Genomic DNA, 25,394 nt, shown 5'->3' with positions numbered 1-25,394 from the left:
CGATGGATGATGGTTATGCGTCGGTCATGCCGGCTAATGCGTACAATTGGACCGCGGTATGGCGTCGAAATTACTTGGCATGGAGGAAAGTCGCGCTTGCATCGCTTCTCGGCAACCTCGCAGATCCCATAACCAATCTGTTTGGCCTTGGCTTTGGGCTCGGACTCATTGTGGGACGGGTTGAGGGGACTTCGTACATTGCGTTTTTGGCGGCGGGTATGGTCGCGATTAGCGCTATGACATCCGCGACCTTTGAAACTCTGTACGCAGCCTTTGCTCGGATGGATGTCAAGCGCACCTGGGAGGGAATTTTGTTCACACAGCTCACGCTTGGCGATATCGTTCTAGGTGAGTTGGTGTGGGCGGCCAGTAAGTCCGTTCTAGCCGGGACAGCAATCGGGATTGTCGCTGCCACCCTGGGTTATGCATCCTGGACGTCGGTTCTTTGTGCGATACCGACAATCGCCCTTACGGGCCTTGTCTTCGCCAGCCTGGCAATGGTCGTCATATCTCTTGCGCCAACTTACGATTACTTCGTGTTTTACCAGTCGCTCGTCCTTACGCCCATGGTGTTCTTGTGTGGCGCGGTCTTTCCGACGAGCCAAATGCCCGACTCATTTCAGCACTTTGCCGGCTTGTTGCCGCTGGCACATTCGGTCGACCTTATTCGCCCAGTGATGCTTGAGCGCGGCGCCGACAATGCCGCCCTACACGTAGGCGCGCTCTGCGTTTACGCGGTCTTGCCCTTTTTCGCGTCGATCGCGTTATTTCGGCGCCGCCTGCTGCGTTGACGTGAGTTCAGCGAAACGGAGAAGTCAAAGCGATGCAGTGTCATGATGCGTTCCGCGGTAGCTCGCGAGTGACCTGGTCTGTCAGAGCAGCTTGTGAAACGGCCTTGAGAAGCCGCGATCGAGCCAGCTCTACGGCCGCCTGTTCGGCCGATCGGACCTTGCAAAGTCGTGTTGTGCTGCCTGGCACGCGCACCGGCTGCGCGTGACTGTACAGATTAGATCGGTGGGACGGCATGGCCTTCCATGGAGAACGGGATGTTGAGCATAGGACTGAGTGGCGGCCTTGACAGAATCTATGAAAGCTCTCCGGAGCTGCCGAATACATTTCTTCACGATGGCGCTGCGGTACTTGTGCAGGACGGCCGCGTAATTGCTGCTGTCGAAGAGGAGCGCCTCAACCGCGTCAAGCACTCCAACAAGTTCCCCAGCAATTCGATCCGATACTGCCTTTCTACCGCAGGAGTCGAGCTCGGCGACATCGACCGTATCGCGTTCTACGCGACTGAAGCTTACTGCAAAGCCATGCTCGAGCGCCTTTCTGTTTCTCAGCCCGTTCCGTTGGACCCCAAACTGTTGCTGCGGCAGCTGTTGGCACGGGAATTCGGGGCCGAGATCGATCCGTCCGGGTTTCCTTCGTGAATCACCACGAAGTACATGCCGTGAGCGCGTTTGCCATGTCCGGGTTCGAGCAAAGTCTGGTGTTTGCGATCGACGGCGGGGGCGATTTTCTCTCAGGCTTAATGGCGGTAGGGTCCGGGACCGTAATTGCGCAGCTTGTAAGTTTCCCGGAACACAACTCTCTTGGGCTGTTCTATCTCGAGACGATCCGATATCTCGGCTGCGGGATGTTCGACGAATACAAAGTGATGGGGCTTGCACCGTATGGTGATCCCGATCGCTATCGCGAGCTCTTCGCGCAGTTCTACGAGTTGTTGGACAGCGGTGGCTATCGCGTTCACCTGGATCGAATCGGACCAGCCCTTTTGCGCAACATCCAGGTTCGGCGAAAGGGAATGCCATTCACCCAACAGCATCGAGATGTCAGCGCGTCGCTGCAGGAAGCGCTGGAGCGGATCGTGTTTCACACCCTGCGGCACCATCGTAAAGCGACGGGCATGACACGCCTGTGCCTAGCTGGCGGGGTGGCCCATAATTGCACGCTGAACGGTAAGCTGCTTTATTCCGGGCTATTTGACGACATCTTTGTTCAACCCGCGGCGCACGACGCCGGTTGCGCACTCGGCGCTGCATTAATGGTATCAAGCGAGCTAGGCAGGCCAGCGCCGCGCGAGCGACTGCCGGACGTTTATTGGGGGCCCGATCTTGGGAACGAGCAAGCCACAGAGCTTGAGCTCAACGCATGGTCAGGCCACCTCGACATTCAACGAAGTGATGACATAGCATCCAGTGCGGCGGACTGGATGGCAAATGGCGCTGTAATCGGCTGGGTTCAGGGGCGCTCTGAGTTCGGCCCACGTGCGCTTGGTAACCGCAGCATTCTAGCGGACCCGCGGCCTGCGGAAAACAAGGATCGCATCAACGCGGTGGTCAAGAAGCGCGAGAGCTATCGCCCCTTTGCGCCATCTGCATTAGAGGAGGATGCGAGCGAGTTCTTTGAGCTCCCCGACGGCACGCGGCAGCTCCCCTTCATGAACTTCGTAGTTCGCGTGCGTGAAGCCAAGGGTAACGTGCTCGGTGCGATCACGCACGTTGATGGGACGGCTCGGCTGCAGACCGTATCGCGCAAGACAAACCCCGCCTACTGGGACGTCATTAATGCGTTCAAGAAGCGAACGAGCCTTCCGATTCTTCTAAATACCTCATTTAACAACAATGCCGAGCCGATCGTGCAGTCCGTGTCAGATGCGATCACCACGTTTTTGACGACTGATCTGGACGGACTTGTTGTTGGGCCGTTCCTCGTCAGGAAGCGGCCAGCATCACTGCAGGATTGGAGTGCGCTGGCTGCGTCATTGCCGCCGTACGCATCCCTTCATCGTGTTCGCTCCCACATAGCGCCAGATCGGCAGGAAACGGTCTGCGAGATCCGCATGGGACATTCCGCCCACTCTAGTATGCGTATCTCACCTGAGCTTTTCGAGATCTTGATGCGAATCGAGGGCGAGGCGTCGCTCGGGTCGCTTTTCGACACAGCCCTGCTGGACCAGGCCAAGCGTGAAGATCTTGTGAAGGAATTGCGGCTCGTATGGGAGCTTCGGGGCGTTCGCCTGCATCCGCTGCACGCGGCTTGCCGTCACGATAATGTACAAAGCGGAACATAGCCATGACTCATGCGCATGGCCACGCCCATGCGTGCATGTGAGGGGACCAGGCCATCCGATGCAGAGCGGGGCATCGGGCTTCGGGCTTCGGGCAGGTCGATGCAACACCGTTGAAGAAAGGACGATCGTATTGAGAGAACGCGGCCCGTCACGGATAGCCCTGCTATGAAGTTCTACCGATGCAGCTCGCCGGCACCGCGATTTCAGGCCGTGACGCCGGGCGAGAAGATACGCGAGACGTCTGTACTGACGTCTCTTGTCCAACCAGGAGCGCGCGAAAAGGCAAGGCAGATGGTTAGCGGTTCGAGCAATGATCGGTTCGTAGTGTCCCGGCGACGTACGGGGTTTGGCGACTGTCTGTGGTCACTCGCGGCAGCCTGGCGATTTGCAAAGCAGACAGGACGGACGCTAGCCATTGATTGGCGGGGATCTTGTTATCTTGATGAACCATTCACCAATGCCTTTCCAGTCTTCTTCGAACCGGTTGAAGACATTGGCGGAGTGCGAGTAATTTGCGATGACGACATCAATACGCGTTCGTTTCCAGGACCATTCTTTCCAACATGGTGGAACAAGCCATCTTTCGATTGCATCTATCGACCGGACGAGCAGATTTTCAGGGAACGCGATCAACTCGATCAACTGTTCCAAAGTCAGAGAGATAGTGACGCTAACACGGTTGTGTGTGATGCCTGCCTGATGTGGCGCTGCGATCAGGAAGCGGAACGCGAAATCTTCCGGAGTATTAAGCCGCGGCCTGAAATTCAGGCCCGGATTGATGCTATCTACCGCGAGCACTTTGAGCCGTACAGCGTAATCGGCATTCATGTCCGGCATGGCAATGGCGAAGATATTATGGGGCATGCCCCTTACTGGGCGGACACGGAGCGCGCCTTGCGGCAGATCTACAATGCCATTGATGAGGCCAGGAGTTTATCCCACGCAAAACCTGTGAGGGCGTTCCTGTGCACGGACAGTGCGCTCGTCCTCGAGCAGGTTTCGGTTAAATTTCCCGATGTCTTCGCGATTCCAAAGCAGTTCCAGGCGCCTCAAGCGGGCCCATTGCACCATCCCGCCCTCGGAGCTGAAGGCGGCTTTTCTGCCCTCACCGAGATGTATCTCCTTGCCCGCTGCGACACGGTGATCCGTTTTCCGCCAACGAGCGCTTTTACGCGCTATGCGCGTCTTTTCGCCCCACGCGTTATAGAATTCGATTTGAACGATCCGGGCCGGTTGATCCTGATTGAAGACAACTCGCAAGCGCTTATGGCTTCGTGAAAGTCGCAAACCCGCGTGATCGATCTCACCGCCGCTCTTTACGTCCGATAGCCGTGGAAGTTCTTCTCCGGGCGACGATTTTCTGGCCCGCGGGCTGTCATTGCCGCAACGTTCCAGGGGCGAAGAGAACGAAGCCGCGGCCGAATGCGTTCGGCTAAGGCGCGGCTTCGACAACAACGGCCCTAAAGTGCCGCTGCGTTTTACAGAAGGAGCACGCCTTCGTCTTCGCTTCGGGCGGGCCGCAGACGGAAGCTAAACAACGCTCAATCACGGATGAACATTTCAGCTCGCCAGCTCATGCTTGGAACTAGCGCCGCGAAATCCAGTGCCGCTCAGAGCATGGCGCGATAGATCAAAAGTGGCCGCCGACGAATCTAACGTGCAAGCTTGGTACATCAGTTTTATGTTGGGGCGGCTAATGGCCGTGGCCGTTATCCCCGGGCATTTTTCGACTTCGACGAGAGGCGCCGGCCAGCCGCAGGCTCGTACGGTTGTGCGATCGTGAAAGCGAACGCGGGCTGGGTAGCCCTTTCATGAAGCGGGCGAGTGCTCGCGAACTTACGTAGCAGAGTCACCATCGCTGTCAGAAAGCTCACCTCCGCTGTCTTGAATGCGCCAAGCATTCCGCGTGCGCGACATTAGGACGCAAAACGGAAGCGCATTTACGTACATCGCAGTGGCGCAAATCCTGCTACGCGTGCGCGGGCGCAAAAGTAGAGGAGGCGGCCGTGGGTCTCGATCTGCCAAATGACAATCTGATCCGAGGTCCGCTGCCCGAAGCACATTTGGATCGCCTCGTTGACGCCGTTAATGCGCGCGTTGATCGTGGAGAACCGAAGGTGATGTTACTCACCGGCGCATCGCGCGGAATTGGCCATGCCACTGCCAAGCTATTCTCGGAGGCAGGCTGGCGCATCATTTCTTGCGCACGCCAACCGTTCGACGGCGAGCGATGCCCCTGGGAGGCTGGGAATGACGATCATTTCCAGGTCGACCTCGGCGATCATCGAATGCTGCCGCGCGCAATCACCGAGGTTAAGAAACGCTTGGCCGGTGCGCCCTTGCACGCGCTGGTGAATAATGCGGGTGTGTCGCCGAAAACGCCCACAGGCGATCGGATGACATCGTTGACCACCTCAACCGATACCTGGATGAGGGTCTTTCATCTTAATCTGGTGGCTCCGATCCTGCTGGCGCAGGGTTTGTTTGATGAGCTAAGAGCCGCGTCAGGATCGATCGTGAATGTGACTTCAGTCGCGGGCTCGCGGGTGCACCCATTCGCCGGTAGCGCCTATGCGACCTCGAAAGCTGCGCTTGCGAGCCTCACACGCGAATTGGCCCACGACTATGCGCCGCATGGCATTCGCGTCAATGCGATCGCGCCCGGCGAAATCAGGACCGACATGCTGTCGCCCGACGCGGAAGCGCGCGTCGTGGCAAGTATCCCGCTGCGCAGAGTGGGTACTCCGGACGAAGTGGCCAAGGTCATCTTCTTCCTATGCTCGGATGCGGCGAGCTATGTTACGGGTGCCGAGGTGCCGATCAACGGTGGCCAGCATCTGTGAAGCGGCCGGCCCGGCGGCGAAGCTGACTTGAGCTTCCCAACGGACTCACGTTCTCCGCTGACCACGCGCATACAATCAACAGAAAATGAATCGAAGGCACACGGCAAGTTTACTGTCGTGCCATGAAAAAGTGTCACGGTTCGATGTCATCTCGTCAACACTTGGCGCTAGATCGAGAGTGACATGCAAAACGAACCTCGCCAATCCGGACATGGGTCCAGGGAGGATGATCAAGGAAACGGAGACAGGCTTATGCTGCATATCCCCTCCTCGAGCGAAAGACCTGCCTCGCAGCCGGAACCGGAGCGTGCCCCCCCGGGGGAGCCGTCGCATGAGAGCGCGCTGGCCGGCATCTACGAAATATCGAAAATACTAAATGCTCCCGGCCGGCTCGAAGTCACCTTGGCCAACGTTCTCGGTCTTCTGCAATCGTTTGTGCAGATGCGACACGGCCTCGTCTCGCTGTTCAACGATGACGGCGTTCCAGAACTTACAGTTGGCGCCGGCTGGAGCGAAGGCACTGACGAACGTTACCGGACGTGCGTGCCGCAGAAAGCAATCCACGAGATCGTAGCGACAGGCAGGTCTCTTATGGTCGAGAATGTAGCCGCCGAGACGGCCTTCAGCGCTGCCGACCGGGAGGTTCTCGGCGCCTCTGATAGTATACCGGTAGCGTTCATCGGGGTCCCGATTCGCGTTGATTCGACGGTCGTTGGTACGCTGACGATCGACCGTATCCCGGAAGGCAGTTCAAGTCTTCTCGAGTACGATGCGCGGCTGCTCGCCATGGTCGCGAACGTGATAGGACAAACGATCAAGTTACATCGCTTGTTCGCCGGCGATCGCGAACAATCGTTGGTGGACAAGGACCGGCTAGAGAAACAGACAGTTGATCGTGGGCCGCCCGCTCGCGAGCGCAAGCAGCTTCAGGCACACGGGATCATTGGCGACAGCCCGGCGCTGAGCGCACTGCTTGAGAAGATTGTCGTTGTAGCCAGATCAAACAGCACGGTTCTGCTGCGTGGCGAATCCGGTACCGGGAAGGAGCTGGTAGCCAAGGCCATTCACGAGTCGTCCGTTCGTGCTAAGCGGCCGTTCGTTAAGCTGAATTGCGCGGCGCTCCCCGAGACGGTCCTGGAATCGGAATTGTTTGGCCATGAGAAAGGTGCCTTTACCGGTGCTGTCAGCGCCCGCAAGGGGCGCTTCGAGCTTGCTGACAAAGGGACGCTATTTCTTGACGAGATCGGAGAGATCTCACCTCCGTTCCAGGCGAAGTTGCTGCGAGTTCTGCAAGAGCAGGAGTTCGAGCGCGTCGGCAGCAATCACACGATTAAAGTCGATGTTCGGGTGATAGCTGCAACCAACAGGAACCTTGAAGAGGCTGTGGCAAGGAGCGAATTCCGCGCGGACCTCTACTATCGTATTAGCGTAGTTCCCTTGTTGTTGCCGCCGCTTCGCGAAAGACGCAGTGATATTCCGCTGCTCGCAAGAGAGTTCCTCAGAAAGTTTAACAGCGAGAACGGCCGCTCTCTTACTCTGGAGGCGAGTGCGATCGATGTACTGATGAGCTGTAAATTTCCGGGAAATGTCCGCGAACTCGAGAACTGCATCGAGCGGACCGCGACACTCAGTGCCGGAACATCGATTGTAAGAAGTGACTTTGCATGCAGCCAAGGCCAATGCCTTTCCACGACGCTTTGGAAAAGCACATCGTATGGCAAGACAGACCCGGCGGCACCGATGCAACCGGTGCCTGCAAAGTCCATCATCCCGCTGGCTGAAACGGCCCCTCCGCCGCAGGCTGTCTGCGAACCGGGCTCATTGGCACCTTCCGGCACAGTTCTCGTTAGTGGTGCGAGAATGGCTGATCGCGAGCGGGTCGTTGCGGCTATGGAAAAGTCTGGCTGGGTGCAGGCCAAGGCAGCGCGCCTACTCGGGCTAACCCCGCGCCAAGTCGGCTACGCGCTGAGGAAATACGGAATCGAGATAAAGCGGTTCTGAGCGCCCCGCATCGGCCTGGACTGATTCCGCCAAATCGATAAGTGAAGACGGTCCGCGTAGTTAATCTAGCAATCTGAGGGGAATGGACCGCCGGGGGCGTCGGCTTGCCACGACCCCGAGAAGGGCTCAACTATTCAGCGACAGATGGGGCGGAGAGCCTCACTTGCGAGTCGCACAATCGCGAACCGCCGGTTGCTCGAAATGCAAAGAGCTATCATCCTTATCTCAATCAAGCCGGATTGGCGAACGCAATGCTTAATGACCCTCGACCGGTCCGGGCCTGCAGGGGATTAGCGGCAGTCAATCCGCAAGCAGTCCCGCCGCCACTTGCCAGCGTGGTGCTGCGAAACAGCGCTGTCCGAGCCTGCTTTGTGCCGGCATCCCTTTCAGGAAGCGCGGGGTAGAGAGGGCGCACTACCCGGTGTTAAGCCTTGTGACAGCGAGCGGTCCCAAGCGGCGGGGATGGTACAAGACTTGCTGTTCTCTTCCCAACTGACGTAACTTTAGGAGCAACACCTTGCATAATATTGTCTGCATCAAGCAAGTTCCGGACTCGGCGCAGATCCGCGTGCACCCCGTGACCAATACAATCATGCGTCAGGGAGTGCCGACCATCATCAACCCGTATGACCTATTCGCGCTCGAGGCCGCGCTGGGGCTGCGCGATCGGTTCGGTGGCGAAATTACCGTGCTTACCATGGGGCCGCCATCGGCAGAGGAGTCGTTGCGAAAGGCGCTGACTTATGGTGCTGATCGCGCCGTCCTACTTACTGATCGCTGCTTTGCGGGCTCGGATACGCTGGCCACTACGTATGCGCTTGCAACAGCGATCCGGAAAATTGGCAAGGAATATGGTCCGGCAAACCTCATCTTCACGGGAAAGCAGACCATCGACGGCGATACAGCGCAGGTTGGTCCTGGCATCGCGAAGCGACTGGGCGTAGGGCAGCTAACTTACGTTGCGAAGGTCAGATCCGTGGACGTCGCCAATGAAACAATTGAAGCGGAGCGGCGCTCGGAAGGCGGTGTGCAGGTTCTGCACACTAGGTTGCCCTGCCTCATCACCATGCTTGAGGCGACGAATCAGATTCGGCGAGGCGCGATGGCGGATGCCTTGCGTGCCGCGCGAGCCAAAATCGTGAAATGGAGCGCGCAAGATGCAGGTGTCGAAGACATCTCCAAATGTGGGCTCAAGGGCTCGCCGACTGTCGTCAAACGTGTGTTCGCTCCCCCTGCGCGGGCCGAGAGGGCGGCGCTGGTTGAGTCCGCCGAGCAGCCGGCGCAGGCGCTAATAGACGCAATCTTCTTGAATCAACCGAAGCTCGAAACCGATCTGGCGACACTTGCTCGTGACGCCCGATCTGGACTGTCCGGGCAATGTTAGCAACGCGCTCCAAGAAATGTATCAACGCTCGCACCCGAGTCGATGAGAGCGCAACATGTCGTTGTGCAACGCGGTAAGCTACCATAAGAGTTTGCTATGCCATCCGTCGATCTCGCCATCGGCTGAGGCCGCATGTTCCGTAGAGCACGTTATCGCTACGATCGAGTCCGGAGCCGCCCAGGATTGCCGGGGCACGGCCAAACAGGCCTGCGCATATTTCAGATCTTCCGTTTTGTCGTGTTCGACCGTGGAAGACCATTGCTTCCTCCGTACCGGTCGCGAGCAAAGACGGAATACGTCAGCAACCCGGGTCACCATGCTAGCGCTGCCGTCTGCACGTCCAAAGCCCTGTCGCTGGCTTTAAGGAGCAAAGCCAACCTATGCGGCGCCTTTGAAGCAATCCGCCAATTCAGCAGCCGTGTGTATGTGAACAGCCGCTGTTTCGTTCCTGACGGCGGTGCGCAGCCTCTCAAGTGCTATGCACTTGCTATGAGGATAGGTCACAAGTGTTATACCAGCTTCTTCGGAATCTGACGGAGCAAATTCAAGAGTTGGCATGATGGTTGCTGTTAGCCAGTAAAAATTAAGAGGGGGTAACCGCGAATGCGAAGAACAGGCGAGCGGCATGCCACGAACGACCTGAGGCCCTGTGAGGTCGGTAGGCACGAATTGGATTTCACAATGCTGTACCAAGTTGACAGCGGTTCGATGAAATGGCGGCAGCAGCAACCGCGAGGGCTTCATTCATTTGCTCAGGCAGCCAAAGCTGCACCGCGCGACTAGGCGTGTCATTCGCGCATGCGGCATTAGCATCAGAATGGCATGCGCGGCGAAGTATCCAAGACGATTCTCCGCGCGCATGCTCGCCGTGGCTGCCATTGCGGCATCGGATTGCTGCTGGACTGGAAGCCAACCGGATCCTCGCCGCTCCCTCAATGAACGAAGTCCCTTCGATGCGCATGACCAGGACAGAGAAGACCGCAATCTGCCGTGGCCAGGAGAACGACGAAAGTTTGCGTGAAAGGTGAACGCAACATTAGGCCCTTTGAAGCCAATGAACTCAGCGCGGTCAATAGTCGGCCCGGACATGAAGGTAGCTTCGTCAAGGACCGTTTCGCTTCTCATCTGCAGGGAGTCAAATGATATCTCAAGCGTCTCGATTTGCACCGGATCAGCCTCCGAAGTTATCCTGCGAGTACTTGACTGAGCGAGTGCGAGCCTTGTTCGGCCCGCATCCGTTCGCCTCCCAGATGTCCGGAGACCAGGTCGCCAGCCTGCTGCCTGAATACCTAGCGATGTCACAGGCGTTCCCGTACCTGCAGGCAGGGTCGCAAAGGGACCTCATATTCGATGCAATGCATCAAAATCGGGACATTGGGAGGGACATTGAACTGACCAGCGTGGTCGCGAATTTTATCTGCTGGGATGAGACCGGTGGCCATGGCGGGATTCTCCGGGGCGGCAAGGCGGCGTTGCCCGATATTCTTTTGACAGAAAACTTTCACTCCAACCTCTTGAGAAAGGATGCTGCACGACTACTCGGCAGAGCGATAAGGCCCAACTATAGCGACAGGACGAAGCAGTACCTGCATTCTCTCTATGCCGGATTGTCATCGAAAGACCCCCTGGTTCGTTGCGCCTACATGGTCGCCTTTGAGCTCCATGCTGCAGACATGATCCAGTCGCTGTGGACCACTCTGGTCAAAACCTTCAAGGCGCGGCCGGACGATCTTGAGTATTTTCGCGGCCATGTCGGCGGAGAAGATCCCGCGGAGAAGTACCACGGAGAAATGACAGGCCGGCTGATTGGTGAACTTGTGCAGCCTGGCCTTAATGATCGCTTTTTGAATGAATTCGGCCGAGCCTATCGGCTCAGCGTCCAGTGGTGTCGCGATCTGCTCGGAACGGCGGCGCGTACGGGAGATGATCACTCCGAGATGCAACATCATGGCCGTTGTCATTGCGGCGCTATCAAATTCTACGTCAATGCACCTCGAGAGCTCTCTGCAGTTCGATGCAATTGCTCAATTTGTCAAATGTCTGGATTTGTCCACTTGCTCGTACCTGGCGATAAGCTGCGCATCGAGTGCGGCGAAGAGTTCCTCACGACATACCAGTTCAACAAGAATATTGCGCGGCACACGTTTTGCCGGCTTTGTGGCGTAAAGCCATTCTATAGGCCGAGGTCGAATCCCTCCGGGTACAGCGTAAATATCCGATGTCTGGATAAAAAGACCATCGAGCATTTAAGAATATCTGAGTTCGATGGCGCGCATTGGGAGCAAGCATTCCTGTCAATGCAGCAGGACCCGGAGTCATGCTTCGAAGATCAAAGGAGTGAGCTCGAATGGCGCGCGCAATGAAAGATAAATCCTGTCTTCTTTCAGAAGAAGTCCTGACAAAGTACCGGATTGAGCTGCTAGTAAAGGGGTCCGTCGTAATCGCCCCGCAAATGTTATTCACTCAAGACGACATAGCCAGGATCGATCAGCTGCAGGCTGAGATTCCGGAAGAAGAAGTGCGGGAGGGAGATGCGGGCGACTTGCACAGCGTCTTTGTCCAGCGCGTGAGGGTAGACCCGCCCGGCCACGCGCCTAGCAACGTGAGTGGTACTGCTTCGGGTCAGATCATGGAGCTGCTCGAAAGTAGAGATCGCAGCTTCGCGCTAAGAAAGATCTTCGGAGCATCCGCAGATTACGTGGTTCGCCGATGCCAGATGCATCGTATGCCGCCGGGGTCCTTTATCGGCATTCATTTGGATGCGGCGAGTGATCCGGATTTCGAGTACTCGGTGATTGTGCAGCTAGCGAGAGACTTCGACGGCGGTGAATTCGTGGTATATCCAACCGGGTACGAACAACACGTATTCCGGCCGCCATTTGGCGCTGTGCTTGTCACAACCTGTAAGGTCCGGCATGAGGTAAAGCCGGTATCAAGCGGGGAGCGCCGATCCCTCGTATACTTCTGTTCAAAACGCAGCGGCGTGAACCGCCGGATCATCGAGGGTTCTAACGCTCGGCCCTAGCGTGCCGCGCCTGGTATGGGTCTCTGCAAATCGTGGGCTGAGCGAGCTCTCCGGGGAATTGATGGCTTTCCCATCTTGCGGGTCCTTCGTGAGGTCCGACACGAGTCTGGTCGCAAGCGATGGCTTACATTGATCGTACGCGTCCGGTGACGGCCCCTAGTTGGGCGTCTTGAGCGGATGGCCGACCTCGCTCATGGGGCATGAGCGACGTTCTGAGGTTACCAATTCCGGGCGTGAGTTCGTGGACGCGCTTGGCGAGATGATCCAGCAGGCAGGCCAGCACAAGCCTGTGGATCTAGGGCTTGGCTGTGGCGATGAAGTGATCGCTTTGGTCGTGTCATTGTTACTCCAAGCTCTGCGCCCCGATCCGGGCCTTTTCCTCGCCCGTCCATCGTCGGCGACGATCCCAGTGATCACCTCGACGCGACGATCACCTTGCTACTGGCTCGAGCATGGTATTTGCCATCGTTCCTCCTCCACGGATCCGCTCATGCCGAGCTGTATCGCGGGCGCCGAAAGGGGAGCGGTTGGGGCCTCACGCCGTTACAATGGGCCGAATATTTCCACCACAATCACCACAATCACGAGGAGAGTGGTCGCAAAGGCCATGATGACCATTCCGCTGCCCGCAGGTAGGAGGCTGAGAGGCGAGGCGATAGGATTGCAGATCGACGGCATCACACGGGGCGGGAGATTGAGCCTCTCAGTGCTATCGAAGATATAGCTAGTCGGGCGTCGGGACTCACGGACCACACATCCAAAGCTGGGTTGCATCCCCGCGGAATTGTCAGCCAGCTGGTCCCGACCGGGGTTGTCCGGCGGCTGCCCGGGAACGAGCGGCGTTTGGCTGTAGTAGGGACCACCATGCTTGGAGCTCGGTGCCACCTCGCGCAGAGCAGTCTGCCTGACAAATGCGGAACTTGCGCCAGCGGCCACATTCATGGCTTTTGCAACTCCAGATGCAAGCAGAATCAAAGCCAAGTCGAACAAGATCAATCGGATCAGCCTCATTGGGGCTCCGAAGATAGCTGCTGCGGCCGCGTTCTTTGCGGCAACTCCTGCTCCTATGCAGCAATTTACGTGCCGGCAAAGTGCGGTCTTTTGGGGCCGCTTATTTCATAGTGAAACTCGCATAAACCCAAGCCAGCGAGTGCAATCGCCCATCGTATTGTCGAGTTTCAACGTAGGCGTCGCAAATCGGCCAAGCAGGACGTGCAATGCGATTAGCTTTTGGGGTCGGCAACTGCGCTGGCAGCCTTACGCCATGACGCTCGTCGCTGTACAAGCTTCGGCGCACCGCTGGTCTCGTCCGGGCCGAACAAGAGCACTCTCATAGGGCCACCATTCATCGTCCGACCAAAGCTTGCTCGGTGATTGGGGCACCTTCGTCGCCACGTGAAGGAAGGGAGGCGCGCGTTCCCGGTGCGCGATGGTGTATCCCAGGCTTCGAAGCGATGAATTGAGCGGCTGACGATGTTTGCTACGACTTCAATAGTCGGTGTTGCTGATCGTGGGCCGCGGGCCTGTTCGGCGCAATCACAACGCACTCCACAGTGCCAGCCTTTTCATCGGCAGCAAGCGGGATCACGCCCTCCTTACGTGTGTGGTCGAATATAAGTCCATCCTTGACGAGACGATCATGCGCCGCCCGGAAGGATGCTGATCGCACATTTCTCACAGATAAAATAACGTTACAGCCGAAATAGTCGACGCCTAGCAGCCGGACGGCAATGTTGTGTAACACCGAGCCGCCACCCCAGCGGCCGTTCGCTTCATTGAACAGCAACCGCCCGTCTTGTGCGAAAATGGCGTCGATGTTGATCATTCCGCGATACCCCAGGTCTCGCGCGAGTGCCACAAAACGGTAGGCATGGGCCTGGGCAGCTAACAATTGCTCTTCCTCCAAGTCGCTTGGAAGCTCAAGTCCCGTCCGGATCAGAGCTCTTTCGGATCGGTCTGCGCTTTTACGCAGACGTATGCTTCCACTATTGACAAAAGCGATTGATGCATCATCCTGGATTGTATACTCGAGATAGAATAAAGATCGGGCCAAGTGGTACGATTCCACGACCAGCGTCTTACACGAGGCTGTTGTCATCTCAGACCACAATGCTTCGGGATCAAACGACGGCCACGAAACCCACCGAGTATCTCTGGCTCCAGGTAGCGGATCGCTCTTATTGCTGGTCAGGATGACGTTTCCAACTCCACCAGCTCCATTATCCAACTTTACAATGACCGTGCCGGTCTCGGATTTGAGGGAGGTGACGGCTTTGAACAGTCCATTTGGGTCTGTCGCGACTGATCCATGGGGGAGCGGAAGTGCAACGCTTGTTGCCAATTGACGGAAGTGGCTCTTGCGATTCAACAGATCAGGCCCGCGCTGCAAAGCGAAGTCGTCACCGGTCTTCGGTATGCCTAGAATGGCCGCCAAGCGTGCGACGCCTTCAGTAGAGTAGCAGGGATACAATTGCCAGTCTGATTTCTGGCGAATATGTCTTTTGAGCCGCTCGACAACAGTTTTGGACAGTAACGTACAATCATCGAGGATTGTCGATTGGCGGCTCGCAGGTACAAGCAGGCGAAGAGCCGATGAATGGAAATTGAGCGTTTCGCCAATGAAGGATAACAGATCGGCCGGGATCACTACCGGAGAGACTATCAGGTCGCCCTCCTGAGCAAACCACGCTGAACGAAATGCCGAGTTGGCGGCCAGCGAAAGTTGAGCTTTTGTTAGGTGGGCGCCCGACATCTGAGGTGTACCGGCATTCATAATCAGGATTCGCGGCATTCTCGACCTCCGGACATCTGGTCGTGATCAGGATGGGATCGTCATGGCAACCACGAAGTCGTTGCCATGCCGTGGCAAGGCTCTGGGAGAGGGGAGAATTTGCGCCATCTCGATGTCACCTGCGATGCAGCGGGAGAGAACGGCCCGCCTCGAATCTGCCGATCTCAATTTATGGCTCGGCCGCGTATGAAATGATCTCGCAGAGCCCGATAAACGGGCTCTGACCAAACATGGGCGATCAGCGCTTGCGCCTCGATCCGGCAGTCGCCGCCGCTTGGTCACATAAGCGGCGGGTGCGTCTTCCCATCGAGCAACGGCTCGACCGACCAGCATTCGGCTACATTTGGATGTTCCGTAAGCACTCGCTCTATTCTTGCTGGAAAGATATTCTCGCTTGAAATAATCGAGAGTTGTTTTGCCGCGGTGAAGCGGAATAGATCCATCGGCCTCGCAGTGTCCATTGTCGCCGGCGAGGCTGGGGATCTCGAGTCGGGCTCCTCTCAGGGCACCAAACTGGCTCTCCAAGGCGCGAGCGATCCGCTCAATGTATCGATTGAGGATGACATAGCTGGACGGCTTCCGTTCGAAATGAATCGCGGTCTTGTCAAAGGTATAGGTAGCGCTTCCCTCGGCCGGGGTGGAAAAATTCAGCTTGCTATTCATGCGTGTCAGGTCCGCGCATTCTGTTTGCGCCACCCGCAACGGCCTCCCAAATCCTGACGAGGCCCCGGTCATATGCTTCGGCTGGCGCTTGTACAGGCTGTGCTCACACGGTCTTGGCGGAAGCCTTCTTTTAATGGCTGTCATGGGGTGCGAACGATGGATATCGCTCGAGGGAAATCTGCCGATCGATCGATCACTCCGCTCTGCTCAGCTGCGGTGTGCATCTTCCGGTAATGATCGGCACACCACGAAGAGGTCTTCTTGCCGCGTTTTTGATATACAGGCTCGCCGCACATATAGGCCGCTCTCATATCTCCATCTTTGAAACCGATGATGCAACGGCACTGGCCTTCAACATGATGAACTAACAGGACCTTCTTAAGGCCATCGCGGTCTTTCAACTTGCTGCTCCAGCCTGCCAAACAATTTCTTCCGATGCCGCGCTGGTCACGCGGAGTCGCCCGCGCGGGCCACTCGTCGAAACCCGCGCGGGCTCACCATCTGCCAAACCTTGCACGGTCGAAACGCCTTGCCAGGTGCGGAAAGGAGCTTGAAGGTGGCGGGTTCGGCGAACTGAGTTTTGTGCGTTGCTGCGCGAGACGAGCAGCTTCAGGAAGCGGGCGCCACCTAAGCGCTTCCGATAGACTTCCACGTCGATCAATTCTGACCTTATCGGCTCCCGTGGCGAAGTGGCCGCCGGCGGCCATATTGTCAGGATCAGAAATGCCGAACCATTTAGAGCTACGTGCGAGCTCTGGCGCCGCGATCGGAACTCGCTGCACAGCCCTCCCGAGCGAGGGACTATAGACAATGAGGAGCATGACCGGCCATCGGTCAGCGGATATGACCAGCTGAGGCATTCGCAGTCCCTCACACGATAGGTGCCACGCCCGAGAGCGTACGATTTAACGTTACGTCAGATTCAAGCCCCTTTTTTGCGGCCTATGAAAACGTGACCAAGGTAATGCTGGCCCAAGCAGTCCCCCAAGGGGCTATCGCGAACATGTAGCGCCGCCGTGAGGGGGGCGAGCCCCAGTTAATGAGGGCCATTGAGGAGAGATCCAGCGAACGCGTCGGCGGCGTACCCAACGCACGTCGCCGCTCGCTTCCGGCGAAATTTGGAGTTGCTCAGGGGGCGTATGCGGGAATCACCATCGGCGGTCAGTCTGAGAAGGCGAGATATCGAAGCCAAGCTTGGCAAGTGTTTTTGGCGTTTGCGTAAAGCGCCACGCTGGCCTGCCAGTCTCTCGGCATGTAGGCGGCAACGGCGCACCTAATGCGCTCTCAGCAGAACACGTCGTTTTGCCTCGAAAAGATGCTCATCCAGGGTATCGTGCAGCGCACGCCGCAGCTCTGGCGGGATGGAGCTATCTGTATCGATCAATTCCCGAAACTTCCGGATGATGTGTTCTATTGTTGCGATCGTTCCCAGTGTTTCCATCCTCTGCCAGGGCATCATCCATTGTCTCCTTTGGCGCGTAACGCACGTTGCGCCGCGGGTCCTCACCTCAGCAACCGGGCCGAGAACAGCCTCTAGTCGGCAAAGGGGTGGCTGTCGGACACCTGCTCAGCGCGAGTTGTTTCGTCAGCGGCGCTCACTCAAATTCCGCAGAAGTGGCGCGCATTTGCAGCTGCAATATTCTTGCGCACGTAAGCTGCACTCTTGATCGCATTAGTCGAGCCTCAGCCAGCTCAGCTTTAGGCGTTTGAAACCGCAATCAAGCGAGTCAGCCGGGCGGCTGCAGCGCCGTGATCAAGTGATTCTTGGCCAAGTGCCACGCCTTGCTGTAGGTTCGAGGCACGACCGGCCACCACCAGTGCCGCCGCCGCGTTCAAAAGTGCGGCATCACGAAAAGGGCCTGGGAGGCCGTCGAGCACTTTCTCTAACGCAATGGCATGAGACTCGCAATCACAGCTCTCCAGCGCATCGGCGCGGTAGCGGGGGAGCCCGGCTTCTTCCGGCGTCACTTCGAACGTGCGGACTGTACCGGCCTCGACCGCAGCAACAAAGCTTGTCCCGGCGAGGGATATTTCATCGAGCCCGTCCGAGCCATGAACAACCCATACCGAATCGGCACCCAGGTTCTTCAAGACGTACGCCAATGGCTGCACCCATTTGCGAGCGAAAACTCCAAGGATCTGCCGCTTGACGCCGGCCGGATTAGACAAAGCCTCGATTAGATTGAACATTGTGTGGGTTCCAAGCACGCTTCGGATCTGGCTGATGCGCTGCATCGCAGGATAGCCGGCTGACGCAAACATGAAGCCAATGCCGGCTTCGTGCACACAACGTGCGATCGCATCAGGCTTGAGATCGACCTTTACGCCTAGACTCGCCAACACGTCTGCGGTGCTTGAACGCAAAGTCGCAGCGCGGTTAACATACTTGGCGACAGGAACGCCGGCCCCGGCGACGATGAAGGAAGCGCACGTCGATACGTTGAGCGGACGCATCGCCCCGTCGCTCGCACCAGTGATATCGATGGGGTCGCATTGCATTTCCACCTTGGGCATTAAATTCCGCATTGCGGACGCGGCGCCGGTGACTTCTTCGACTGTTTCGCCGCGGACTCTCATCCCAATCAACAAGCCACCGATCTGCGAGGGAGTTGCGTCACCCGACATCATGCTGTCGAACGCTGACGCAGCCTCCTCGCGCGTCAGTATGGCGCCCGTGGCAACTTTCGCGATGATCGACTTGAGCGGTTCCATCGAACTGTGCACGTCCCTTGTCCAATCTGAGCTGCGACCGTTCAGCCAGACGTCTTTGCAGCCGAGTGCCTTGTTGCAGCTGCCTGTCTATTCGCACTCGCTATGCCGCACTTGTCCAACAGGCGGCCGACAGATGAAACGTGAGCATCTGTGGCGACGCTACAACCTGACGCTACGTGAGGGTCAAGCCCTCTCCATTCGATGGTGCCCTAGATAGGACGCCGGCGGCTGGTCAGAGGACTGCAGTCGCTTGATACCAGAACAATAGCGTCGTCTCGAGCCTGCTTGCCGGCGATATTAGGAGGGTCACAAGGCTTTTGGCTTCCGGCGCCGCCGTGGCGGGGGCCGCCGGTTAACCTTCGTGCGATGTGCTGCACGTGAGCTGGGACGACTTCTGGTAAGGAGCCGGGCGGACAAGTCGTAGCACCTTCACTTCGATCTGCTGCTCTGATTGCCGATGTCCCGCCCGGAGATCACGTATCGGCATTGCTGACTGAGGCGATCTTGCTTGGATCTGAGGCAGACAGTGATAGCAAAGCGATCTGGTATATGACTACTACAAAGGCGTAACACGTCTTCCATACAGGCCTCTTTCTCCTCTGCGGTCGGCGCTTGATCAAGCGCGTTGGCTGGCGCGAGCATGACCGTTGTCATTGCCAGGCCAAGAGCGATGGCGCCGTAGCGAAGTCCGAGGTCCGAAGCCAACTTAGTTCGTTGTTTCTGAATCATAACATTCCTTCAATTCGGGTGGGGTGACGTTTTGTTCTTGCTGTGTGCGGAGCGCATCATCTGCCAACCGGAAAGCTGCGGATCTGCTTAGCTGGCTGTCGGCAAGCTCGTTATTCTACTTTGCGGTTCTCATTGTACGGAGCCCGTCATCCGCCGGGAATGACATTCGATGAATCGGGGGTAGGCCTGCACCGGATGGTGTTAGGCTCTCTATTTCGTCGTCCTGGGCTAGCGTACATATTTGAAGCATTCGCAAATGTCGTGATGTCAGGAATCCCCTGGCTCTCAGTGGTGATCCCCACTTGTCCCAACTCGTACAATCTAACGATGCATGCGATTCAAAGTCTCTTCATAAGACCGATGGTCTAAAGCTGTCGGGGGCTGTGGACTAGGGATCGACCGCTTCGGCAGCCGAGCCACGAGCGTCGCTCCTACGTGATGATACGGAGCGTAGGTGTCGCAATTGTTTGATCTACGAATTGCATGCTCTCGGCATGAATCCGAAAAGCAAACTCTACCAACCCGATCACTGGCGAGGCCGCGCGCAAGCAACGCGAAAGAAGGCGGCAGCGCTCGTTGACGGGAAAGCAAAAGACAGGTTGCTTAAGATTGCCTTCGAATACGACAAGTTAGCGCAGCGCGCCCTCGTGTGGCGGATGCGCAAAAATGAGGACGATACGTGGCCTGAGCAAGAGCTGTAAGCGCTGCTACGGCCAATCAAGGCTTCAGCCTTTTGAACTATACCCAACCCAAGGGCGAGGCTGATATCGCTCAACAAGCAAGTCAATCCCGCCTGCTCCGAGCGTTGCGGGAGCGAGGAGCGAGGCGGCCGGGCCGTCCTATGCCATAGGACGTGAGGGCGGAGCCGGCCGCTTGCCCAACGTTCCTTCAGGTCTCTTTGCTTCGTCAGCTTCTCGAAAGCTAGCTTTCACATAACGGTAATGCGGAGTACCAGTTCTCACTTGCAGTCAATCCGTTGCGCCTAACGAGGAAGCCCGGATGCCACCTGCGCGGTACGTCGAGCTGCTACTGGTCATTTTTGGCACTTAGCCGCGGCCGCAACGGCATATCAGTGTCTTTCATTTCAGACATCTGGGTTATGCGTCGGAATTCCTATTGCGGTCGCCGGAACAGCGCACTCTAAATCCAGGTCGCAGCGCGAATTGCGCGCCGGCATCAGGTTATTCGCAGCCGTGGCGGCTGCAGCATGCGATAGGCCCTAGAAGCCTCGCGCGGTCGCCATGCACGGGAGGCTGTCAGAAGAAGGCTGTGATGACCAAGTAGATTCCAGCCCAAAGCACCGCATTTATGAGAAGTGCGACGAGGAGCTCCCAGTTCCACCTTCTCTGCGGTTGCAAGGAGGGACGATCGGCGCCGAAATGCTTGATCATTGGGGGCTTTGTTGCGCGCGAATGTACGTCTCATTGCGCTGAGCGCCGGCCAACAGAAATATGCCAAGCTTTGCATGCCTCCTATCACTCATAAGCTAGCAGTCCTCTCTTCATAGGGCGGTAGGAGAAACGATGTTCGTTGCGTCGCGACCACTCGGCCGATTGATTGCTCGTGTATCTTCGGAACGGCAAGGTCGCGTTCGGCCCACGCAGCAAGCTACATGCCAGAAGGTAGAACTGTCGGCAGCGCCTTTCATTTGATGGGTTGGTCAAACGGAGCCGCTGCGCGACGTCGGAGTCGCGACATTCCTGTCGGAAACAAAACCCGCATTACCGTGTGCAACGAACACCGGCGGCGACGCCGGTGATGCTGTGTTGAAGATGGGAGTTTGGCCTCCCGGAGCCGGCCTTCAGGGGCAGGCTTCAAACCACCTCATGCTGCCGCGTTCAAAAGGCGCGGTGGTGAGCGATGAGGAAAAAGGCGGTGAATGAAACCGTCAGGTAAGTGACAAGAAGATGAGTGCAAGCGAACCGCCGATGACGTATCGAAATGGGTTCAAGATGCTGTCAAGACGGGCGTGGGGTAGTAGCGCTCGGAGGAGTGTGGGCGGAGCCTGTTTACGGCCCACGCGGCAGCCGGTGCATAGGCGGCATGATCTCGTCACAGGCTTCAACACGGAACGTCGGAACCTGACGCAATGCGTCAGGGGCGGAGCAACCCGTAATAGTGAGGAAGCGGCTGTAATGGCCGTGGAGCAAAGGGGTTGCGTTATCCTGCCGGCGTCACTGCGCCAACCGGGAAGACCGGGAGGAGCACGGTGAACTCCGGCAAACCGTTGCCCATCACCAAGCGGATGGTGTGGGAAGCCTATAAGCTTGTGAAGAAGGGAAAGGCGGCGGGCGTCGATGGCCAGAGTCTCGAAGACTTTGCCGGCGATCTTGAGAACCACCGCTACCGGCTGTGGAATCGGTTGGTGTCAGGAAGTTACTTCCCGCCACCAGTGCGGCGGGTCGAGATTCCTAAGGCCGGCGGTGGGATTCGTCCTCTTGGCATACCGACGGTCGCGGACCGTATCGCCCAGATGGTGGTCAAACGGTGTCTGGAGCCGGTGTTGGATGGAGAATTTGATCCGGACTCCTACGGCTACAGGCCCGGAAAATCGGCCCATCAGGCCATAGAGCAGGCGCGTAAGCGGTGCTGGCAGCACGACTGGGTCGTAGATCTCGACATCAAGAGCTTTTTCGACACGATCGATCATGAACTCTTGATGCGCGCGGTCTATCGACACACGAAAGCTGACTGGATCCGGCTCTACATTGAGCGGTGGCTTAAGGCTCCGGTCGAGATGCCCGATGGATCGGTTCGGGCGAGGACGACAGGCAGGTCTCAAGGGGGTGTGGTCAGTCCAATCCTGGCAAACTTGTTCCTGCACTACGTGTTCGATGTTTGGATGAAGGGGTCTTATCCCCACATTCCGTTCGAACGCTACGCCGACGACATCATCTGCCATTGCCGCACGCGGCAGGAAGCGGAGGAACTCAAATCGGCGCTGGAACGACGGTTTGCTGACTGCCATTTATTGCTGCATCCGGAGAAGACTAAAGTGGTCTACTGCGCTGACAGCAATCGACGGCGGTCCTACCCGCAGATCCATTTTGACTTCCTGGGCTTTAGCTTCCGCCCCCGTATGGCGAAGAACCGGTGGGGCAGGATCTTCACCTGCTTCCTTCCGGGCGTGAGTCCGAACTCTCTCAAGGAGATGAGGGCTCGCATTCGAGGATGGCGCTTGCCTCAGCACTCGCCGCTTCCGCTTGAAGACATCGCGCGTAGTCTCAGCCCCGTCCTTCGGGGCTGGGATCAATACTACGGGCGATTCTACCCGACGGAACTGCGTAGGCTCTATGAGTACTTCGATGAGCGCCTCGGCGCGTGGCTTCGGTGCAAGTACAAGCAACTGAAGGGCCATCGGGGACGGTCGTTGCGGAAACTCAACGAGATGGCGAAGCAAAATCCAAAGCTCTTTGTCCATTGGCAAAAGCTTGGACGGGCTACGGTTGGATAACAGGAGCCGGATGATGCGAGAGTATCACCTCCGGATCTGTGAGCGGCCGAGGGTGAAACTCCCTCGGCCTACTCGACAGCAAAAGGTGAGCGCCTCGCGAGCGTCATGCCGTATGACCTTGCCCCGTGGACTTAATCCAGATTGAAGTTCGCTCTGGCCGATATGAGGACCAGAGCATGAAGCGCAGCCGCTTTACGGAAGAGCAGATCATCGGGATTTTGAAGGAGCACGAAGCTGGCGTGTCGGTTGCCGATCTGTGCCGGAAGCACGGCGTCAGCGATGCCAGCATGCGGATTTCACGGATCGTGAGCATCGATTTCGCGCGATCGTGAGCACTGAATTCAGACGATCGTGAGCAGCCCGCTACGGCCGATGGGAGATAGAGTCAGTGTTCTGGTTGGCCGTCAAGGGTGATGGTTTTGGCGCTGCGTTTTCGCATGCTTTCTCCGGTGAGCTGGAGGCGGTGGGCGTTGTGGACGAGGCGATCGAGAATGGCGTCGGCGACCGTGGGGTCCCCAATGGCTCCATGCCAGGTGTCCACGGGGAGCTGACTTGTGACGATGGTGGATGCGCGGCCATGGCGGTCCTCGAGGATTTCGAGCAGATCGCGGCGTTCCGCGGCGGTGAGCACCGATAGTCCCCAATCATCCAAAATCAGAAGCTGAGCGCGGCCGAGGCTTTTGAGGAGCCGAGCGTAACGTCCGTCTCCGCGCGCGAGCGCGAGCGCCTCGAACAGCCTTGGAACGCGATGATAGAGGACTGATCGGTTGTCGCGGCAGGCCTTGTGGCCGAGCGCGCAGGCTAACCAACTTTTGCCCAGGCCGGTTGCCCCGGTGACGAGCAAATTCTCGTGGCGATCGATCCAGCGACCTTCGACGAGTTTGGCGAAAACGGCGCGGTCGATGCCCCGCGGGGTGCGCAGATCGACGTCCTCGACGCAAGCAGTCTGGCGCAGTGCGGCGATCTTGAGGCGCGTGGTGAGCCGCCTGGTGTCGCGTTCGGCGGCTTCGCGGTCGACCAACAGGCCGATGCGATCTTCGAACGGCAGGGCTTCGAGATCGGGCGATCGGCGCTGCTCCTCGAAGGCCTTGGCCATTCCGGTCAGGCCAAGCTCGATCAGCCGTTCGTGGGTTGGGTGGTTAAGCATGCCGGGTCTCTCCTTGCTTCAGTGGAAGTAGTCGCGTCCGCGGATGTTGCCGTGGCGCAGGGGCTGGTGCTCGAAAGATTCGTCGAAGAACGTGCGATCGAGGCCGTTCTGGAGGATCGATCTAATCGAGGCGACGGAGCGCGCCTTGATGAGGATGCCCCTCCGGCAGGCTGCGTCGAGGCGTTCGGCGCCGTAGCTTTTGACGAGCGCCAGAATGCCAAGGCAGGTTCGAAAGCCTTGTTCTGGATGGGGCCGGGCGTCGATCACGGCCTGGAAAAACGCTGCTGTCGAAGGACCGATCCGCTCGCCGGCGGCGATCACCGCGGCGGGGGTCCATTTGCCGTAGCGGCGATGGGCGCTGGGCATGTGGTCGGCGATGGTGGTGTGTCCGCGTCGGTTGGGCGCGCGGGCATGGCTGGCGATCCGCTGGCCCTTGTGGAAGATCTCGACCGTCCGATCGTCGATACGGGCATCGACCAGCTCGCCAATCAGACGATACGGCGCGGAGTACCAATGGCCGTCGACCTCGACATGATAATCGGGAGCGAGGCGGCAGCGCTTCCAGCGTGCGAAGGCATAAGGCTGATCTGGCAGCGGGGTTAGCTTGGGTTTGTCGAGTTCGGCAAACAGTTCGGCGCGGCTTGAGCCGAAGCCACGCATTTGACGAGCATTGAGTTCGTCGACGAGTGTCTTGATGGCGGCGTTGAGCTCGGCCCGGGAAAAGAAGCGCTGATTGCGCAGCCGGGCCAGAATCCAGCGCTGGGCGATTTGCACCGCGACCTCGACCTTCGCCTTGTCTTTTGGGCGCCGCGGCCGTGCGGCGAGAATGGCCGTGCCGTAATGGCTCGCCATCTCGGCATAAGTGCGATTGAGGCCGGGATCGTAGCGGTCGGGGTTGCTGACGGCGGCTTTGAGGTTGTCGCAGACCACGAACGTCGGCGTTCCGCTCAAAAACGTGAACAAGTTGACGTGGGCCCGGATCCAGTCGGCCAAGCTCTCGCTGGGGCAGGCCTCGGCGTAGGTGTAGTTCGAAGCGCCCATCGCCGCGACGAACAGCTTCATCGGCTGCACTTCCCCGGTCAGGGGATCGACGATGTCGATGGTGTCGCCGGCGAAATCCACGAACACCTTCTCGCCGCCCAGATGAATCTGCCGCATCGAAGGTCGGACCCGCCCCTTCCAGGCCTCGTAGGTAGTGCAGAACCACGTGTACCCGAAACCGTCGGGATTAACGGCGCGATACTCCTCCCAGAGCAGGCGACGGGTTACGTTGCGCCGGCGGAGCTCTTTATCGATGTAGCTCCAGTCGGGCACCGGCCGCTGCGGGCTCTGAGACGCTGGTCGTGGGGCCGGGAAAAGCAAAAGCTCCAGGTCTTCATCGGTCATTCCCTCCGGAAGCGGCCAGCTCAACCCAGCAGAGCGGGCGCGGCTCAGGTAGCTGTGCACAACGCCGTTGCTGACGCCCACGCTCCGCGCGATGGCCCGCTCTGGCAGGCCTTGAAAATGTTTTAACCGAAGGACTTCCTTGATCCGGCGCATCGACAATCTCTGGGTAGGCATTGGACTTCCTCG

Annotated in this window: 17 protein-coding genes and 2 pseudogenes; 11 read left to right on the top strand and 8 right to left on the bottom strand. The window is 58.0% G+C overall.

The annotated features are described in order from the left end of the window. Positions 1 to 2 precede the first annotated feature (2 nt). The 8 genes and pseudogenes from ACVJ19_RS43370 to ACVJ19_RS43335 all read left to right on the top strand — a co-directional run bounded on the left by ACVJ19_RS43370 (position 3) and on the right by ACVJ19_RS43335 (position 12,326). Positions 3 to 791, top strand: coding sequence for an ABC transporter permease (locus ACVJ19_RS43370; protein ID WP_011084828.1), 789 nt, complete (start codon positions 3 to 5; stop codon positions 789 to 791). A 255-nt stretch (positions 792 to 1,046) separates the two neighbouring features. Continuing rightward, positions 1,047 to 3,073: pseudogene (locus ACVJ19_RS43365) on the top strand (carbamoyltransferase family protein). Between the two features lie 165 nt (positions 3,074 to 3,238). After that, on the top strand, positions 3,239 to 4,351 hold the full coding sequence (locus ACVJ19_RS43360; protein WP_011084832.1) for a nodulation protein NodZ: 1,113 nt from the start codon (positions 3,239 to 3,241) through the stop codon (positions 4,349 to 4,351). Positions 4,352 to 5,079: 728 nt separating this feature from the next. Then, positions 5,080 to 5,916 carry an SDR family NAD(P)-dependent oxidoreductase gene (locus tag ACVJ19_RS43355; RefSeq protein WP_453947772.1) on the top strand — a complete coding sequence of 279 codons (837 nt, stop codon included), beginning with the start codon at positions 5,080 to 5,082 and terminating at the stop codon, positions 5,914 to 5,916. A gap of 252 nt (positions 5,917 to 6,168) precedes the next feature. Further along, positions 6,169 to 7,917 (top strand): nif-specific transcriptional activator NifA, encoded by a 1,749-nt coding sequence (gene nifA, locus ACVJ19_RS43350; protein ID WP_014497807.1) that lies wholly within the window; start codon positions 6,169 to 6,171, stop codon positions 7,915 to 7,917. A gap of 517 nt (positions 7,918 to 8,434) precedes the next feature. Beyond that, positions 8,435 to 9,301 (top strand): electron transfer flavoprotein subunit beta/FixA family protein, encoded by an 867-nt coding sequence (locus ACVJ19_RS43345; RefSeq protein WP_011084835.1) that lies wholly within the window; start codon positions 8,435 to 8,437, stop codon positions 9,299 to 9,301. A gap of 1,211 nt (positions 9,302 to 10,512) precedes the next feature. Further along, entirely contained in the window at positions 10,513 to 11,664 is a 1,152-nt protein-coding gene (locus tag ACVJ19_RS43340) for a GFA family protein (RefSeq protein ID WP_453947771.1), read from the top strand. Beyond that, complete coding sequence (locus ACVJ19_RS43335; protein WP_014497804.1) at positions 11,649 to 12,326, top strand: 2OG-Fe(II) oxygenase; 678 nt, start codon at positions 11,649 to 11,651, stop codon at positions 12,324 to 12,326. Before ACVJ19_RS43340 ends, ACVJ19_RS43335 begins: the two co-directional genes overlap by 16 nt. A gap of 543 nt (positions 12,327 to 12,869) precedes the next feature. On the opposite strand, the gene ACVJ19_RS43330 is transcribed toward ACVJ19_RS43335, so the two are convergent. From ACVJ19_RS43330 to trpD, 6 genes are all read right to left on the bottom strand, one after another. Beyond that, entirely contained in the window at positions 12,870 to 13,337 is a 468-nt protein-coding gene (locus ACVJ19_RS43330; RefSeq protein WP_018647484.1) for a hypothetical protein, read from the bottom strand. Positions 13,338 to 13,806: 469 nt separating this feature from the next. Then, positions 13,807 to 15,117 carry a preATP grasp domain-containing protein gene (locus ACVJ19_RS43325; protein WP_453947770.1) on the bottom strand — a complete coding sequence of 437 codons (1,311 nt, stop codon included), beginning with the start codon at positions 15,115 to 15,117 and terminating at the stop codon, positions 13,807 to 13,809. Positions 15,118 to 15,144: 27 nt separating this feature from the next. Next, positions 15,145 to 15,780 (bottom strand): hypothetical protein, encoded by a 636-nt coding sequence (locus ACVJ19_RS43320; protein ID WP_223153701.1) that lies wholly within the window; start codon positions 15,778 to 15,780, stop codon positions 15,145 to 15,147. 140 nt (positions 15,781 to 15,920) lie between these two features. Continuing rightward, positions 15,921 to 16,181 (bottom strand): hypothetical protein, encoded by a 261-nt coding sequence (locus ACVJ19_RS43315; protein ID WP_133415003.1) that lies wholly within the window; start codon positions 16,179 to 16,181, stop codon positions 15,921 to 15,923. A gap of 872 nt (positions 16,182 to 17,053) precedes the next feature. Next, the gene (locus ACVJ19_RS43310) at positions 17,054 to 17,239 is read right to left on the bottom strand and encodes a hypothetical protein (protein ID WP_014497801.1); all 186 of its coding nucleotides are present in this window, start codon (positions 17,237 to 17,239) and stop codon (positions 17,054 to 17,056) included. Between the two features lie 239 nt (positions 17,240 to 17,478). Further along, positions 17,479 to 18,492 (bottom strand): anthranilate phosphoribosyltransferase, encoded by a 1,014-nt coding sequence (trpD, locus tag ACVJ19_RS43305; protein ID WP_014497800.1) that lies wholly within the window; start codon positions 18,490 to 18,492, stop codon positions 17,479 to 17,481. 1,196 nt (positions 18,493 to 19,688) lie between these two features. On the opposite strand from trpD, the gene ACVJ19_RS43300 reads away from it, so the two are divergent. The 3 genes and pseudogenes from ACVJ19_RS43300 to ACVJ19_RS43290 form a co-directional block, all read left to right on the top strand. Continuing rightward, entirely contained in the window at positions 19,689 to 19,922 is a 234-nt protein-coding gene (locus ACVJ19_RS43300; protein ID WP_014497799.1) for a hypothetical protein, read from the top strand. A gap of 1,508 nt (positions 19,923 to 21,430) precedes the next feature. Then, on the top strand, positions 21,431 to 22,675 hold the full coding sequence (gene ltrA, locus ACVJ19_RS43295) for a group II intron reverse transcriptase/maturase (RefSeq protein ID WP_014497798.1): 1,245 nt from the start codon (positions 21,431 to 21,433) through the stop codon (positions 22,673 to 22,675). Positions 22,676 to 22,851: 176 nt separating this feature from the next. Next, positions 22,852 to 22,962: pseudogene (locus ACVJ19_RS43290) on the top strand (transposase); the annotation flags it as partial. Positions 22,963 to 23,060: 98 nt separating this feature from the next. Here ACVJ19_RS43290 and istB read toward each other — a convergent pair. Then, complete coding sequence (gene istB / locus ACVJ19_RS43285) at positions 23,061 to 23,822, bottom strand: IS21-like element ISFK1 family helper ATPase IstB (RefSeq protein ID WP_011090937.1); 762 nt, start codon at positions 23,820 to 23,822, stop codon at positions 23,061 to 23,063. Between the two features lie 18 nt (positions 23,823 to 23,840). Continuing rightward, positions 23,841 to 25,382 (bottom strand): IS21-like element ISFK1 family transposase, encoded by a 1,542-nt coding sequence (gene istA, locus ACVJ19_RS43280; protein WP_060907903.1) that lies wholly within the window; start codon positions 25,380 to 25,382, stop codon positions 23,841 to 23,843. Between the last annotated feature and the right edge of the window lie 12 nt (positions 25,383 to 25,394).

Source organism: Bradyrhizobium sp. USDA 376 (genome assembly GCF_054063675.1).
The sequence above is the reverse complement of the archived record's forward strand: the minus strand, read 5'-3'. Positions and strand labels throughout refer to the sequence as shown.

Bases quoted from the DNA above. Each gene is read 5' to 3' on its own strand.
- trpD (WP_014497800.1), bottom strand. From the start codon at position 18,492: ATGGAACCGCTCAAGTCGATCATCGCGAAAGTTGCCACGGGCGCCATA.
- ACVJ19_RS43330 (WP_018647484.1), bottom strand. From the start codon at position 13,337: ATGAGGCTGATCCGATTGATCTTGTTCGACTTGGCTTTGATTCTGCTT.
- ACVJ19_RS43325 (WP_453947770.1), bottom strand. From the start codon at position 15,117: ATGCCGCGAATCCTGATTATGAATGCCGGTACACCTCAGATGTCGGGC.
- nifA (WP_014497807.1), top strand. From the start codon at position 6,169: ATGCTGCATATCCCCTCCTCGAGCGAAAGACCTGCCTCGCAGCCGGAA.
- ACVJ19_RS43370 (WP_011084828.1), top strand. From the start codon at position 3: ATGGATGATGGTTATGCGTCGGTCATGCCGGCTAATGCGTACAATTGG.
- ACVJ19_RS43320 (WP_223153701.1), bottom strand. From the start codon at position 15,780: ATGAATAGCAAGCTGAATTTTTCCACCCCGGCCGAGGGAAGCGCTACC.
- ACVJ19_RS43310 (WP_014497801.1), bottom strand. From the start codon at position 17,239: ATGATGCCCTGGCAGAGGATGGAAACACTGGGAACGATCGCAACAATA.
- istA (WP_060907903.1), bottom strand. From the start codon at position 25,382: ATGCCTACCCAGAGATTGTCGATGCGCCGGATCAAGGAAGTCCTTCGG.
- istB (WP_011090937.1), bottom strand. From the start codon at position 23,822: ATGCTTAACCACCCAACCCACGAACGGCTGATCGAGCTTGGCCTGACC.
- ACVJ19_RS43335 (WP_014497804.1), top strand. From the start codon at position 11,649: ATGGCGCGCGCAATGAAAGATAAATCCTGTCTTCTTTCAGAAGAAGTC.
- ACVJ19_RS43360 (WP_011084832.1), top strand. From the start codon at position 3,239: ATGAAGTTCTACCGATGCAGCTCGCCGGCACCGCGATTTCAGGCCGTG.